The organism is Neobacillus drentensis NBRC 102427 (genome assembly GCF_001591445.1).
GTDB classification, from domain to species: Bacteria; Bacillota; Bacilli; order Bacillales; family Cytobacillaceae; genus Neobacillus; species Neobacillus drentensis.
This window is the reverse complement of sequence record NZ_BCUX01000009.1, coordinates 96569-111603: the sequence shown is the minus strand read 5'-3', so window position 1 is coordinate 111603 and position 15035 is coordinate 96569. Positions and strand designations below refer to the sequence as shown.

The 15035-nt window shown below is 40.0% G+C and carries 15 protein-coding genes; 13 read left to right on the top strand and 2 right to left on the bottom strand.

Going from position 1 to position 15035, the window contains the following annotated elements:
- Window positions 1–69 precede the first annotated feature (69 nt).
- The 8 genes from BDR01S_RS05580 (at window position 70) to yajC (ending at window position 6118) form a co-directional block, all read left to right on the top strand.
- On the top strand, window positions 70–759 hold the full coding sequence (locus tag BDR01S_RS05580) for a YhcN/YlaJ family sporulation lipoprotein (protein ID WP_066257864.1): 690 nt from the start codon (window positions 70–72) through the stop codon (window positions 757–759).
- A 132-nt stretch (window positions 760–891) separates the two neighbouring features.
- Window positions 892–1446: an intercompartmental signaling factor BofC gene (locus tag BDR01S_RS05575; protein ID WP_066257863.1), complete on the top strand. Its 555-nt coding sequence runs from the start codon at window positions 892–894 to the stop codon at window positions 1444–1446.
- Window positions 1447–1562: 116 nt separating this feature from the next.
- The gene (locus BDR01S_RS05570) at window positions 1563–1889 is read left to right on the top strand and encodes a hypothetical protein (protein WP_066257861.1); all 327 of its coding nucleotides are present in this window, start codon (window positions 1563–1565) and stop codon (window positions 1887–1889) included.
- 58 nt (window positions 1890–1947) lie between these two features.
- Window positions 1948–2559: a Holliday junction branch migration protein RuvA gene (gene ruvA / locus BDR01S_RS05565; protein ID WP_066257859.1), complete on the top strand. Its 612-nt coding sequence runs from the start codon at window positions 1948–1950 to the stop codon at window positions 2557–2559.
- A gap of 10 nt (window positions 2560–2569) precedes the next feature.
- Entirely contained in the window at window positions 2570–3571 is a 1002-nt protein-coding gene (gene ruvB / locus BDR01S_RS05560; RefSeq protein ID WP_066257853.1) for a Holliday junction branch migration DNA helicase RuvB, read from the top strand.
- Window positions 3572–3598: 27 nt separating this feature from the next.
- Window positions 3599–4627: a tRNA preQ1(34) S-adenosylmethionine ribosyltransferase-isomerase QueA gene (queA, locus tag BDR01S_RS05555; protein WP_066257852.1), complete on the top strand. Its 1029-nt coding sequence runs from the start codon at window positions 3599–3601 to the stop codon at window positions 4625–4627.
- Between the two features lie 27 nt (window positions 4628–4654).
- Window positions 4655–5794 carry a tRNA guanosine(34) transglycosylase Tgt gene (tgt, locus tag BDR01S_RS05550; RefSeq protein ID WP_066257850.1) on the top strand — a complete coding sequence of 380 codons (1140 nt, stop codon included), beginning with the start codon at window positions 4655–4657 and terminating at the stop codon, window positions 5792–5794.
- A gap of 30 nt (window positions 5795–5824) precedes the next feature.
- Window positions 5825–6118: a preprotein translocase subunit YajC gene (yajC, locus tag BDR01S_RS05545; protein ID WP_066257848.1), complete on the top strand. Its 294-nt coding sequence runs from the start codon at window positions 5825–5827 to the stop codon at window positions 6116–6118.
- 91 nt (window positions 6119–6209) lie between these two features.
- Here the strand turns inward: yajC and BDR01S_RS24785 are convergent, their stop codons facing one another.
- A complete protein-coding gene (locus tag BDR01S_RS24785; RefSeq protein WP_082797310.1) occupies window positions 6210–6572 on the bottom strand; it encodes a TIGR04086 family membrane protein in 363 nt (120 codons plus the stop codon).
- Between the two features lie 263 nt (window positions 6573–6835).
- Between BDR01S_RS24785 and BDR01S_RS05540 the strand changes: the two genes are divergently transcribed.
- Window positions 6836–7495, top strand: coding sequence for a DUF421 domain-containing protein (locus BDR01S_RS05540; protein ID WP_066257846.1), 660 nt, complete (start codon window positions 6836–6838; stop codon window positions 7493–7495).
- Window positions 7496–7537: 42 nt separating this feature from the next.
- Here BDR01S_RS05540 and spoVB read toward each other — a convergent pair whose 3' ends face one another.
- Complete coding sequence (spoVB, locus tag BDR01S_RS05535; protein ID WP_066257844.1) at window positions 7538–9085, bottom strand: stage V sporulation protein B; 1548 nt, start codon at window positions 9083–9085, stop codon at window positions 7538–7540.
- A 139-nt stretch (window positions 9086–9224) separates the two neighbouring features.
- On the opposite strand from spoVB, the gene BDR01S_RS05530 reads away from it, so the two are divergent.
- The 4 genes from BDR01S_RS05530 (at window position 9225) to BDR01S_RS05515 (ending at window position 14895) form a co-directional block, all read left to right on the top strand.
- Window positions 9225–9521, top strand: coding sequence for a post-transcriptional regulator (locus BDR01S_RS05530; RefSeq protein WP_066257843.1), 297 nt, complete (start codon window positions 9225–9227; stop codon window positions 9519–9521).
- Between the two features lie 145 nt (window positions 9522–9666).
- Window positions 9667–11931: a protein translocase subunit SecDF gene (gene secDF / locus BDR01S_RS05525; RefSeq protein WP_066257840.1), complete on the top strand. Its 2265-nt coding sequence runs from the start codon at window positions 9667–9669 to the stop codon at window positions 11929–11931.
- 97 nt (window positions 11932–12028) lie between these two features.
- Complete coding sequence (gene recJ / locus BDR01S_RS05520) at window positions 12029–14392, top strand: single-stranded-DNA-specific exonuclease RecJ (RefSeq protein ID WP_066257838.1); 2364 nt, start codon at window positions 12029–12031, stop codon at window positions 14390–14392.
- Window positions 14383–14895, top strand: coding sequence for an adenine phosphoribosyltransferase (locus tag BDR01S_RS05515; RefSeq protein ID WP_066257836.1), 513 nt, complete (start codon window positions 14383–14385; stop codon window positions 14893–14895). The genes recJ and BDR01S_RS05515 overlap by 10 nt, the downstream gene beginning before the upstream one ends.
- The last annotated feature ends 140 nt before the right edge of the window (window positions 14896–15035 follow it).

Genomic DNA, 15035 nt, shown 5'->3' with positions numbered 1-15035 from the left:
AAATAACACCCTATTAATGAGCATGAGATGGTAAGCATGCTCAGGATGTTAATGAAGGGGGTTTTTCGCTTGAACAAGAAACAGTGGATGATTCCTCTTTCAGCCACAATGATGTTCGCGCTGGCTGGATGTACAGGTGATAATAATCGTGCCAGTGTTAATAATAACAATTCGCTAAACCCTGTTGGGTATTATTCCAATGAAAACCACCCAACCTCGGATAACAATTTATTGAGAGATAATGATGGGGCAATTACGGATATAATGGATCATTCTCTTGGGGATGAAGATCAAGTTACAAACGCAAATAAAAGAAGGCAGCTTCAATCAAGAGACGAAAACGGAAATCCGAAAAATCCAACAACACCTTTGGCTTCAAAGGACCGTAATTTTTTCCAACGTGATAATCGATTTAGTACAAGCGATATGAACTATCATGGTCATCTAAATGTAAAAAATGGAAATAACGGCGTGGTAACGGACCCTGATTTCCAGGATAATTTTACGAAAAAGGTCAAGTACAAAGTAGAAGCAATACCGAATGTTCAGACTGTAAGATCCGTCGCGTACGGGAATACTGTCATTGTTTCTGTGGTATTAATTGATCAAGACAAAGCATCCGCTACAAAAAGGGCAATTAAGAGAGCCGTGATGCCATATGCAAACGGACGAACGGTAACAGTCATAACCGATGAAGGAGCCATTGGCCGGGATCGCAACAGATACAATGACAGCCAGCAAGAAAGGGGAGGAAGATAATTCCTTCTTGGTATGGAGGACAAAGCTTACGGGCTTTGTCCTTTTAATATTAAGTCGAGGATAAAAAGGCAAAATAAGGCTAAACTAGTACTGCATAGATTGTTTAATTTTTAACAATAAGAGGTGAGTAGCATGAGGTTTAATTGGATAGCTTGGTGTCGGTATAGTCTTGCCGGATTCGCTGTTCTTCTCTTCATGTTTATTATTAATGCCGATGGAATCACCATGGTTGGCGCCGCTTCACAAATTGATAGTCCGCATCCACAAGAAAAGACCGAACCGTTAAACATCACGGTTATTTTGGAAAGGGTCTATTTAGATGGGGAAATAAGTCAAGAGGTCGTCCACGAGACCTGCTGGTCAATGGAAAACTTCTGGGCCAAATATGACCAATGGCAGCTGACTGATATGGATGATTCGACAATGGTTTTCCGAAAGCAGGTCAATGATATATCACCATTGCTTAAAGCAAATGGCTTTTTTGGGGTAACAGAAGATGGTGTTTTGACTATTTTTAATGGAAGACCAGACCAATTAAGAATTATTCAATCTTTTTTCCAAATAGATATTAAGAAGTTGGAGAGTTCTAAGCAAGAAGAATTAATTCAAGGCATTCCAATCAAAACAAAGGATCGCTACGTTGAAGTTTTAGAAACATTTAAGCCGTATTCTTTAAAAAAAGAATAGAATGATCAACAAATCAGACTGATGCCGCCATTTCAGCCTGGTTTTTTTATGGAATCCTTGTTGGGGAAATCGTAATTTGTGAATCTTAATTGGTTGTCGTTGGATAATGGAGATTAATGAGCGAATCCAAATTTTTAGTTGTGATTTTATCTCCTATTGGAGAATTTCACAGTTCTATTGGCGGATTTCACAGTTCTATTGGCGGATTCAGAGGTTCTATTGGCGAATTCAGAGGTTCTATTGGCGAATTCAGAGGTTCTATTGGCGAATCTAAATTTTTAGTTGTGATTCATCTCCTATCAGCGGATCCCAAGCTTCAATCAGCGAATCCCACCATTCAATCAGCGAATACCACCATCCAATCAGCGAATTCCAACAATCAATCAGCGAATTCTCGAATTCCGAATAGTTCGATGTTTCATCTCCCGTTCTATTTTCTATAACTAACTTAAAATTGTATGGTAGAATGAAATACAGTGAAAACTGGGGGAGAGAATTTAAGTGTACGAATTTATTAAAGGGACCGTCGAATTTGTCGGGCCGGAATATATAGTTGTTGAGAACAACGGGATTGGCTACCAAATATCCACACCCAATCCGTTTATTTATGCAAGTAAAATGGAAACAATGGTAACAGTATACACCTATCACTACGTGCGGGAGGATACAATCGCCCTGTACGGCTTTGAAACAAGAGAAGAGAAAAAGCTTTTTACAAAATTACTAAATGTATCAGGAATTGGTCCGAAAGGTGCGCTGGCCATCCTCGCTTCCGGCGAAGTCCAACAAGTAGTTACCGCCGTTGAAAATGAAGATGAAAGCTTCCTCGTCAAATTTCCGGGAGTGGGTAAAAAAACAGCTCGGCAGATGATTCTTGACCTGAAAGGAAAATTGCAGGATATCGTTCCTGACTACTTCCCTAATTTATTTAATAGCGACCAACTTCACCTACATACACAAACAGGTAACTCAAACCTTGAAGAAGCAATGCTTGCACTAAAAGCATTAGGTTACTCCGAGAAAGAAATCAAAAAGATTTCACCTGAATTAAGAAAAGAACAAATGTCAACAGACCAATACATTAAAAAGGCCCTGCAGCGGCTTTTAAAATAGGTGATGATTCATGGATGACCGAATTATTTCTAGTGAAGTGAATGAGAGCGAGATCAGCATAGAACAAAGCCTTAGGCCGCAAACCTTAAGCCAATACATCGGACAGGATCAAGTAAAGGAAAACCTGGATATTTATATTAAGGCTGCCAGAATGCGTAAGGAAACTTTAGACCATGTGCTCCTTTATGGTCCACCCGGATTGGGGAAAACGACACTTGCGGTGATTATCGCCAATGAAATGGGCGTAAACATCCGTACCACTTCAGGGCCGGCGATTGAAAGGCCGGGTGATTTAGCGGCGATACTTACCGCACTCGAGCCTGGCGACGTATTATTTATTGATGAAATTCACCGCTTGCAAAGGACCATTGAAGAGGTGCTTTACCCGGCAATGGAGGATTTCTGCCTCGATATTGTCATTGGTAAAGGTCCAAGTGCAAGATCAGTCCGCCTCGACCTCCCGCCGTTTACGCTAGTCGGAGCGACAACAAGGGCAGGCTCCCTATCAGCCCCACTTAGAGACAGGTTTGGAGTTTTGAGTCGACTCGAGTATTATAAAGAGAATCAATTAAAAAATATTGTGCTTCGAACAGCGGAAGTATTCGGGACAGAAATCGATGACCTTTCAGCTTCTGAAATCGCCAGAAGATCAAGGGGAACCCCGAGAATCGCGAACCGTCTCCTCCGCCGGGTGAGGGATTTTGCCCAAGTAAGAGGAAATGGGACGATTGAGCTTGCCCTTGCACGAGAAGCGCTCGAACTCCTTCAAGTAGATAGGCTTGGTTTAGACCATATCGACCATAAATTGCTGAGGGGAATTATCGAAAGATTCCGCGGCGGCCCAGTCGGCCTCGATACAATTGCCGCATCGATCGGGGAAGAATCCGAAACGATTGAAGATGTATATGAACCATATTTATTACAAATTGGCTTTTTGCAAAGAACTCCACGGGGCAGGGTGGTAACCCCGTTGGTTTATCAGCATTTTGGGATGGAGTTTCCGACCAATTGATTTTTTATAAAAAAAGGGTGTCATAATATGAAGGTAGATTTGTTTGATTTTCATTTGCCTGAGGAATTAATTGCACAAGTTCCGCTTCAAAACCGGACGGACAGCAGATTAATGGTCCTAGATAAGGATTCGGGCGAAATAAAGCATGAAGTTTTTAAACATGTGATTGAATACTTGCGTGAAGGAGATTGCCTTGTCTTAAATGATACAAAGGTGCTTCCTGCACGTCTTTTTGGTGTCAAAAAAGATACAGGTGCCAAAATCGAAGTATTACTTTTGAAGCAGCTAGAAGGTGATCAATGGGAGACACTGATCAAACCTGCAAAAAGAGTCAAAGAAGGAACCGAAATTGTTTTCGGTGAGGGTCTCCTTACGGCAGTTTGCACGGGGACCTCGGACCATGGCGGGAGAATATTAGATTTTAAATATGAGGGCATTTTTTATGAAGTTCTTGACCAATTAGGTGAAATGCCGCTGCCGCCATACATTAAAGAGCAGCTCGAAGACCGGGATAGGTATCAGACAGTGTATGCCCGTGAGCCCGGTTCAGCAGCAGCACCAACAGCAGGTCTTCATTTTACAGACAGCTTACTTAAGGCGATTAAAGAAAAAGGTGTTCATATTGCCTTTATCACCCTTCATGTAGGACTGGGAACCTTCCGTCCTGTAAGTGTTGATGATGTCTTGGAACACGATATGCACTCCGAATTTTATATTGTTACAGAGGGGACAGCACGTTTGCTCAACGAGGTAAGGAACAAAGGTGGAAGAATTATTACAGTTGGGACGACCTCCACACGAACCCTTGAAACGATTGCCGCTGCTAATGACGGACGTTTTATCGAGGGCAGCGGCTGGACCAATATTTTTATTTATCCAGGCTATGAATTTAAAGCGATTGATGGCATGATTACAAACTTTCATTTACCAAAATCAACTTTGATTATGCTCGTCAGTGCATTAGCAGGCAGAGAACATGTGCTGCATGCCTATCAAACAGCCGTTACTGAGCGGTATCGTTTTTTTAGCTTTGGCGATGCGATGTTGATCATCTAGGTTTTACCCAAGGAAGGAGACAAAATATTGACTGCAATTCGTTATGAATTAATCAAGACATGTAAACAAACGGGGGCGCGGCTTGGCAGAGTCCATACTCCGCACGGTTCGTTTGATACCCCGGCATTTATGCCGGTAGGAACGCTGGCAACGGTGAAAACCATGTCCCCCGAAGATTTAAAAGAAATGGGAGCGGGGATTATCCTCAGTAATACCTATCACCTTTGGCTCCGGCCAGGGCACGAAATTATTAAGGAAGCCGGTGGACTACATAAATTTATGAACTGGGACCGGGCCATCCTTACTGATTCGGGCGGATTCCAAGTATTTAGTTTAAGCGAATTCCGTAAAATTGAGGAAGAAGGCGTTCATTTCCGTAATCATATGAGTGGTGAAAAATTATTTTTATCACCAGAAAAGGCGATGGAAATTCAAAATGCCCTCGGTTCCGATATTATGATGGCCTTTGATGAGTGCCCGCCATATCCTGCCACCTATGAATATATGCAGAAGTCTGTTGAGAGAACATCACGATGGGCGGAACGTTGTTTAAATGCCCACGGGCGTCCGAACGACCAAGGCTTATTTGGGATTATCCAGGGCGGAGAATATGAGGAACTGCGTAAGCAGAGTGCGAAGGACCTTGTTTCGTTAGACTTTCCTGGCTATGCGGTGGGTGGTTTGTCAGTCGGTGAACCAAAGGACATTATGAATCGCATGCTTGAATACACAACTCCACTTTTACCGACAAATAAACCGAGGTATTTAATGGGTGTCGGGTCACCGGATTCATTAATTGATGGCTCGATTCGTGGAATTGATATGTTCGACTGTGTGTTACCGACACGTATTGCCAGAAATGGGACATTGATGACCAGCAATGGACGTCTTGTTGTAAAAAATGCACAATTTACGAGAGATTTTGGTCCATTGGATGAAAATTGTGATTGCTATACTTGCCGAAATTACAGCCGTGCCTACATTCGTCACTTAATTAAATGTGACGAAACATTTGGAATTCGCTTAACGTCTTACCATAATCTCTATTTTCTGTTAAGATTAATGGAGAAAGTCAGACAAGCCATCATGGAAGACCGGCTTGGTGATTTCAGAGAAGAATTTTTTGAGCAATATGGTTTTAACAAACCGAATGCGAAAAATTTCTAATAGATGTTACATTGAAAGGAGGGAAACAATATGTCTGGAGGAATTGGTACAATCATTCCATTAATATTAATGTTTGTGTTATTTTATTTCCTATTAATTCGCCCGCAGCAAAAGCGTCAAAAAGCGGTTCAGAAAATGCAAAGTGATTTAAAAAAGGGTGATAAAATCGTCACGATTGGTGGATTACACGGTTTTGTAGATTCAATTGATGACAATAAAGCCGTAATTAAATGTGGAGACGGAAGCCGTCTAACATTTGATCGTAATGCCATTCGTGAAGTCACTGCGGATGCAAGTGAAGGAAGCGTCAATCTTACAAAATAAGAACAAACGAAAAAGGAAGCCGTCCTGGATGGCTTCCTTTTACTATTAATTGCCTAGCTCAAGCGCCCACGGGCACCGGAGCTTTTTTATATTAAGCCGATCTCCTAGAATTGTTGGTTGAGATGTTTACCCCTAATATTCCACCCATCATTGCAATTAAGGTGTAGCAAGTATGATAAATTACTTGTTCAGCGTTAAATAGGCGATCATATCCTAGGTATTGGAATAAAAAGACAACCAACGAGTAAATAAGCCCCGTTAATCCGCCAATTAGCCAGCCCTTTTCTTTTCTTTTCCCGCCTGATAAAAAACCGCCTCCGAATAGCCCGATGAAGGATAAGGCCGTGATGACGTATTGTAGTGATACTTCACGAGCAGACGTAAACTTGAGAATAAACGCAAAAATAAGGCTGCATATCACGGCAAAAACTAGAATAAAAATTAATCCGTAAATAATTGAAGTGCCAAAGCTTTTCGATTCGATTTTAACTCTCCCCCTTCAGTTGCCTATAGGTTGGCAATTTACTTAAACATAAAGTTGTGCCAGACCCTAGATACAAGTTTCATTCCTAGTACAAGCGTATTCGTAAAAGGTGAAAAGTAGAATAAACTTTCTTTAATTTTTCCAAAGGTAAAGCAGTTTGGTATTTTATTCCGCTAATTTTTCCCGCCATAATGCAAACAATATCGTTGAACGTAAAAAAAGGGGCGACGATTGTGGAAGACTATTTAACGATTATGTTTCGAACGGTTTTTTTATATGCAGTTATTCTAGTCATTTTTCGATTAATGGGGAAAAGGGAAATTGGTGAATTAAGTATTCTAGATTTAGTCGTTTTTATTATGATTGGTGAGATGGCAGTTGTAGCGATTGAAAGAGTGAATACCCCCTTGTCCCATACTGTTGTCCCAATGGTATTACTCATGCTGATTCAAATATCCCTAGCTGTTTTTTCGTTAAAAAGTAAAAAATTTCGTAATCTGGTTGATGGGCAGCCTAGCATCATTATTAACAGGGGGAAAATTGATGAGAATGCCATGCGGAAGCAGCGCTACAACTTTGACGATCTCATGACCCAGCTCCGTGAAAAGAACATTCGCAGTATTGCTGATGTGGAGTTTGCGATATTAGAATCCTCTGGAAGCCTGTCTGTCATCGAAAAATTAAAGGATAAAAATGAGGAGCCCCAACAGGGGGATATTACCATCCCATTAATACTGGACGGAAATATTGAAGAGGAAAATTTGACGAGAATTAACAAAACAAATCTTTGGCTTCGGCAAGAATTGAAAAAAAAGGGCTACCGCGATGTAAAAAAAATCTCATTTTGCAGTTATGAAAATGGAAAATTTTTTATCGATTTACAGGATGAATGAACAAAGGACACGCTAAGATTGCGTGTCTTATTTGTTAATTCTTTAGGCGAACAAGTTCCGAAGCCAAGGGATCCGTTTCAGCTCATCCTTTTTAATAAGCCCTAACACAATAATCATCACGAGATAGGAAGCGGACATGGCTGCTAATGAAAATAATACCCTAATCGTTAACGGTTCATTGAGTAAGGTGTGCGCAAATAACCAATAGCCTAACCAACCTGAAGCTCCCATGACCAGAAATCCCTTCAAATAATCACGAACGTAAAATGAGAAAGAAATCTTTTTTAATACTGTAGCAAAATGAAGAATGGTGACCAAAACAAAGCCCACCATAATTCCTAAGGCCACCCCGTTTATTCCAAATTGTGGTTGTGATGCCAGTAAAAATATCACAGCTGTTTTAACGATGGCCCCAATCAGACTATTTATCATTGCTGCTCGTGCCAGATTTAATGCTTGAAGAACAGCTTGTAACGGTCCTTGATAGTAATAGAATAAGAAGAAGGGTGCCATTAGTCTAATAAAATAAGAGCCCTTCGCAGAGCCATACATGAGCTCCATCAATGGGTCAGCTAACACATATAAAATGACAACGGCTAGTCCACCTGAAATGAAGGCAAAGCGCAATGCTTGCTGCAATCGGTGTTCAATTAATGTTTTGTTGTTTTGCGTATTGGCTTCGCTAATCGCCGGAACAAGTGATGTAGCTAAAGAAAAAGTGATGAAAGACGGTAACATCAATAGTGGCATCGCAAATCCAGTTAAGGCACCATATTGTTTAGTAGCTTCAACAGTGATGACACCCGCAAGCGCTAAACTATGAACGACCACAATTGGTTCAAAAAACCAGGCCACAGAGCCGATCATTCTGCTCCCCATTGTTGGTATAGCGATATCCATCAAATCTTTGAAGGTTTGTTTCCCGCTGTGAACAAATTGAAAGAAATTTTTCCTCAGTCGAAAACGTTTTTTTAACTTAAAAGCCGTCATTAAGTAGACGAGTGAAACAAGTTCCCCAATTACCGAGGAAACCATTGCCGCAGCAGCTGCATATTCAATTCCATAAGGAAGGAACGCTTTGGTCATTACCGCTATCAAGGTAATTCGCACAAATTGTTCTAAAATTTGTGAGATAGCTGATGGCCGCATGTTTTGTCTGCCTTGAAAATAGCCTCTTAGCACCGAAGAAATTGCAATCACTGGAACAACAGGAGCTATGGCGATTAATGGATAAAAGGTTCTTGGGTCAGTAAACAATGTCTTAGATAAAATAGGTGCAAGTAAGATTAATGCCGGGGTGAAAATAATTGATAAAGAAATAGTTGTCGCTAGGGATACGACAAGAATTTTTTTAACTTCAGCAAAATTTCCTTTAGCTTCCGCCTCAGCCACATTTTTTGAAATAGCAACAGGCAGCCCTAATTGGGTAAGCGTCACGACAAGGATGAATGTAGGAAACGCCATCATGTATAGGCCAACGCCTTCTTCCCCAATACTTCTTGCTATTACAATCCGATTAATAAAGCCAAGGACCCTTGTTACAAGACCTGCGATTAAAAGGATAAAAGTCCCCTTTAAAAACTTCGACATTTAGGTTCCCACCTTCTCAAATAAGAAGAATTCATATACAATTAACTATATGCCTAAGGGTGGACAAAGCATGACAAGTAGTAAAAGCTTTTTGCAAGGTTCAATTCAGGTGGGATATTTCCCCAAGGAGGCAGTCATAATGGATAATAGTCATAGATTCGAGCATTTCCGCACCCAGGTTCAACCAGCATTAGAAAGTAAGCTTGCAGAGTTTCAGCTGCTAGGGATTGATTCCGTAACGGAGAAGGAGCTTTGGGATTTTTTAATAAAGAAAAAGTGGAAAAAGATAAAGGATGAAATGAAACTGTACGAAATTATCCAAGAAATACTGTCTGTAAAGGCAAGTGATTATATTAGTTTTGCAACGATTGAGGAATATAAATCGACTGAATTCTCCTTCAAAGATGAAGATGAATTAAAAGAGCTATTAAAATAAAAAAAGCCGTTTTTATTCATATTATTGTAAATTGACAGTCATTCCAACTTCTTTCATAATGAAGGAAGTGACTTTTTTGTTATTTTTAAATAAGGATTATACGTAACAGTGCTAAGGCACATGCACTAAGGAGGAACAATACATAATGGTAAAGCGCAGTAGAATCGTTGCTTTCTTTCTTGTCGTCCTAATTATCGGAAGTACAATGGGAGCAACAACAAAGAATATCTTGAACAATATGAAGCTCGGGCTAGATCTGCAGGGTGGATTTGAGGTCTTGTATGATGTTAAGGAAGCTAAGAAGGGTCAAAAGATTGACAAAGAGGTACTGGCAAGTACAGCTGAGGCACTTGATAAGCGTATAAATGTCCTTGGTGTAAGTGAGCCGAGTATTCAAATTGAAGGAAAGAACCGAGTTCGTGTTCAGCTTGCTGGGGTTACTGACCAGAATAAAGCTCGCGAGATTCTCTCTACACAGGCAAATCTAACTTTCCGAGATGCCAACGACAAATTGATGATGGATGGTTCTGACTTAAAACAAGGCGGCGCTAAACAAACCTTTGATGAAAATGGAGCACCGAGTGTCTCTTTAACATTAAAGAGTGCCGATAAATTTCGTAAGGTGTCCGAACAAATTATGAATATGGCACCAAATAATGTTCTTGTTATTTGGCTTGATTTTGAAGAAGGAAAAGACTCTTTTAAAGAGGAAGTAACAAAAGCAAACCCTAAATTTTTATCAGCTCCAACTGTAAAACAAATATTTAATCAAAATACAGTTTCGATTGTTGGAAGTTTCACTGCTAAAGAAGCTCAAACCTTGTCTTCGCTCCTTAATGCTGGTTCATTACCGGTTAAGTTAAAAGAAGTGTATTCTACTTCGGTCGGAGCTAAGTTCGGGGAACAAGCATTACATGATACGGTATTCGCAGGAATCATTGGTGTCATCATTATTTATTTATTTATGATTTTCTATTATCGTTTTCCAGGTCTTATTGCTACGGTTACATTATCCATTTATATTTATCTGGTCTTATTAATTTTCGATTGGATGAATGGGGTCCTAACCTTGCCGGGAATTGCCGCAATTATTCTCGGGATCGGTATGGCAGTCGACGCCAATATAATTACGTATGAACGGATTAGAGAAGAACTAAAGGTTGGCAGAACCATTAAATCAGCGTTCCAAACTGGTGAACAGCATGCTTTTACCGCCATTCTTGACGCCAACTTAACTACGATTTTAACAGCATCCGTGTTATTCTTTTACGGGACTAGCTCTGTAAAAGGGTTTGCGACTATGTTAATCGTGAGTGTACTTATGAGCTTTCTTACCAATGTTTATGGTGCAAGACTATTGCTCGGATTATGGGTCCACAGTGGGTTACTCAACAATAAACAAGGATGGTTTTCTGTACGCAAGTCCCAAATTCACTCCATTAACGATAATGTAGATACAATCGATCTACCAACTCGATTTGATAAAATTGATTTTGTGAAACTAAGGAATAAAATATTCATCCTATCGGGAGTTCTCCTTTTTGCGGGTGTTATCGCTATTGCTATTTTCCGAATGAATTTAGGAATTGATTTTTCTAGTGGAACACGTGTAGAGGTTCAATCAAAAACACCTTTAACCACTACCCAGGTTGAAAATGCTTTTACCAAACTTCATTTAACTCCGGATGATGTTGTCATTTCTGGCGAGAAAAAGCAAATTGGGGCAGTCCGAATGATTGGGGTACTGTCAAAAAATGAAATCTCTACTTTAAAAGCAGATTTTAAAAATCAATTTGGCTATGAGCCGAATGTCAGCACAGTTTCTCCGACGATTGGAAAAGAGTTAGCGAAAAATGCCTTTTTTGCTGTCTTGTTTGCATCAATTGGTATCATTCTTTACGTTTCCGTTCGATTTGAAGCATATATGGCAATCGCAGCAGTTGCGTCCATCCTTCATGATGCCTTTTTCATGATTGCTATTTTTAGCATTACAAGACTTGAAGTTGATTTAAACTTTATCGCCGCGATTTTGACCATTATTGGTTACTCAAACCATGATACGATCGTTACTTTCGATAGAGTTCGTGAGAATATGCAAAAGAAAAAACGACTTAAAACAGTTCAGGATATTGCTGATGTGGTAAATGTAAGTATTCGCCAAACATTAACTCGATCATTTAACACCGTTTTAACAGTACTCATAACGGTAGTTTGTTTAATGATTTTTGGAAGCCCGTCAATTAGGAATTTCTCCATTGCCTTATTCGTTGGATTAATTGTCGGTGTTTATTCCTCCGTCTTTGTAGCAGGTTCTTTATGGTATGTTATGAAATGTAAAGAGCTAAAGAAGAAAGGCGTTATTAAAACGGTAAAAGAGAAAAGGAAATACTCTGATCAGCCACAAGTGTAAATTTTTGAAGACCGCAGACTCTTTGCGGTTTTTTCTTTTGTTTGAATCCTGATTCACACTCCTGTATAATAAGAAGGTCTGAGGGGTGAACATACACATGTTAAGTTCGAAAACAAGATGGATTGTTCGTAAATCCGATGAGCAACTTATCAAAATGCTGGAAACTGAATTAAAAATTACACCTCTTGTCGCTTCACTGCTAGTTAACCGTGGCATTAGTACCGTTGAGTCTGCACGGTATTTTTTATTTGGAAAAGAAGAATTCCACGATCCGTTTCTTTTAAAAGGAATGGATATTGCAGTTAAGAGAATTCGTGAAGCCATCGAAAACCAAGAGCCGATTCTCATTTTCGGTGACTACGATGCAGATGGAGTGAGCAGCACTTCTGTATTAATGATTACGCTTCGTGATCTTGGTGCAAATGTCCAATTTTACATCCCCAATCGTTTTACTGAAGGATATGGCCCGAATGAAGCTGCATTTCGGAAGGCAGCAGATAATGGAATAAATTTAATTATTACGGTGGATACTGGAATATCAGCTACCCATGAAGCAACCATTGCCAAAGAGCTTGGAATAGATTTAATCATTACTGATCACCATGAACCAGGTCCAATCTTGCCAGAAGCGCTTGCGATCATTCATCCAAAGCTTCCTGACAGTATTTACCCGTTTCGTGAATTAGCAGGTGTGGGTGTAGCCTTTAAACTTGCCCAGGCCCTCTACGGAGAGGTTCCAGAGCATTTGTTAGAAATTGCTGTGATTGGGACCATTGCTGATTTAGTCTCACTAACAGATGAAAATCGCCTGATTGCCAAAAAAGGACTTGAAAGGCTAAAAACAACAAAGAATATAGGGCTTAAAGCCATTTTAAAACTGGCAGGGGTTGACCCCATGTCGATAAATGAAGAAACGATAGGCTTTACCCTTGCGCCAAGGATTAATGCCGTCGGTCGGTTAGAAGACGCTGACTTAGCAGTTCAGCTTATCTTAACGGATGATCCACTCGAAGCTGAAAGTCTTGCAGCGGAAATGGATGCCCTCAATAAGTCAAGACAATCGATTGTTAATACGATTACGGCTGAAGCGATGGAAGAGGTTGAAAAGAATTTCCCAATCGCTTCTAACAAAGTATTAGTCATTGGCAAGGAAGGCTGGAACGCCGGGGTTATTGGAATTGTTGCCTCAAGGCTGGTTGAAAAGTATTACCGGCCCACAATCGTCTTGAATTTTGACCCAGAAAAGGGAGTGGCAAAGGGTTCGGCCCGCAGTATTGCAGGATTTGACTTATTTAAGAATTTATCAACCTGCCGTGATATTTTGCCGCATTTTGGCGGACACCCAATGGCAGCTGGGATGACCTTAAACTTAGAGAATGTTACGGAACTTCGCTCAAGGTTAAATGCACTGGCAGAACAACAGCTTACTGCTAAGGATTTAATTCCCGTAACGTATCTTGATGAGGAAATCCAACTACAAAATGTGAATCTTTCATCATTAGATGAAATGAGTCTTCTTGCTCCTTTTGGTGTAGACAACCCGAAGCCAAAAGTTTTAATAAACCATGTGGATATTACGAGTATTAGGAAAATTGGCAGTGAGCAAAACCATTTAAAGGTATTAGTGAATGAGAAGGGTGCAAACCTTGATGGGGTAGGCTTTGGTTTAGGACATTTAGTGGATCATATCTCACCAGCATCAAAAATTTCGTTAATTGGAGAATTATCTGTTAATGAATGGAACAATATACGTAAACCGCAAATTTTTATCCACGATATTGCAGTAGAGTCATGGCAATTATTTGACTATCGCGGACAGAAGCGGATCAACAGCCTTTCAAAGGCTGTACCAGTTGAAAACAGGAAATTTATCATATTTAATCAAGAACATCTTGAAAAAATAAACCCGAATCTGATGGCTGATACTATTTTAATAAAAGATATGGAAGCGGCAAAGGCTTTCAAAGGGAACAAGGTAAATATTGTTCTGGTTGACTTTCCATCATCTAAAGAGATCCTCAAGGTTTTGTTAAACGGCACACAGCCAGCAAGAATTTATGCTTATTTTTATAAAGAATCCAGTGATTTCTTTAGTACCATTCCGACCCGTGACCATTTCAAATGGTTTTATGCTTTTCTGTTAAAAAAAGGGCCGATGGATCTAAAACGTCACGGAGACGACCTGGCGAAGCAGCGCGGCTGGTCGCAAGAAACGATAAACTTTATGTCTAAGGTGTTTTCTGACCTAGATTTTGTTACAATAAACAATGGCTTTATAACTTTGAAAACCGGAGCGCAAAAGCGTGACTTAACGGACTCTCGAACCTATCAAATAAAACAAGCGCAATACGAACTTGAAAGGGAATTATTGTTTTCGTCCTTTCAGGACTTAAAGAGCTGGTTCGATCTAGTAATTCAAGAGTCGGTTGAAACTGAGGAGGCAATTTCAGAATGGATTTAAAGGATTATATTACAATCGTGCCAGACTGGCCAAAAGAAGGAATTAAATTTAAGGATATTACCCCATTAATGAATAATGGTGAAGCATATAAATATGCTACAGACCAAATCGTAGCATACGCGAAAGAGAGACAGATTGATCTTATCGTTGGACCGGAAGCCCGTGGATTCATTATCGGCTGTCCTGTCTCATATGCCTTAGGTATAGGTTTTGCTCCCGTTCGTAAAGAAGGGAAGCTCCCAAGGGAAACCATTAAAGTTGGTTATGGACTTGAATATGGGAAAGATGTATTAACCATCCATAAGGATGCTATTCAACCAGGGCAGCGAGTTCTAATTACGGATGACTTGTTAGCTACCGGGGGAACCATTGATGCGACGATTCAATTAGTGGAGCAGCTTGGCGGCGTTGTTGCCGGGATTGCATTCTTAGTTGAGTTAAGTTATTTAGAGGGTAGAAAAAAGCTTGATGGTTATGATGTTTTAACATTAATGCATTATTAAACCATTTAAGAGGGCACTCGAGAGCCGAGTGCTCTCTTTATATAATAAAAAATATCTCAATCTCTTTACATCTTGGCTATTTTTTTCGATAATAGTAACAATCCTACTTATTAATGAACAATTTTTAACGAATGACATTT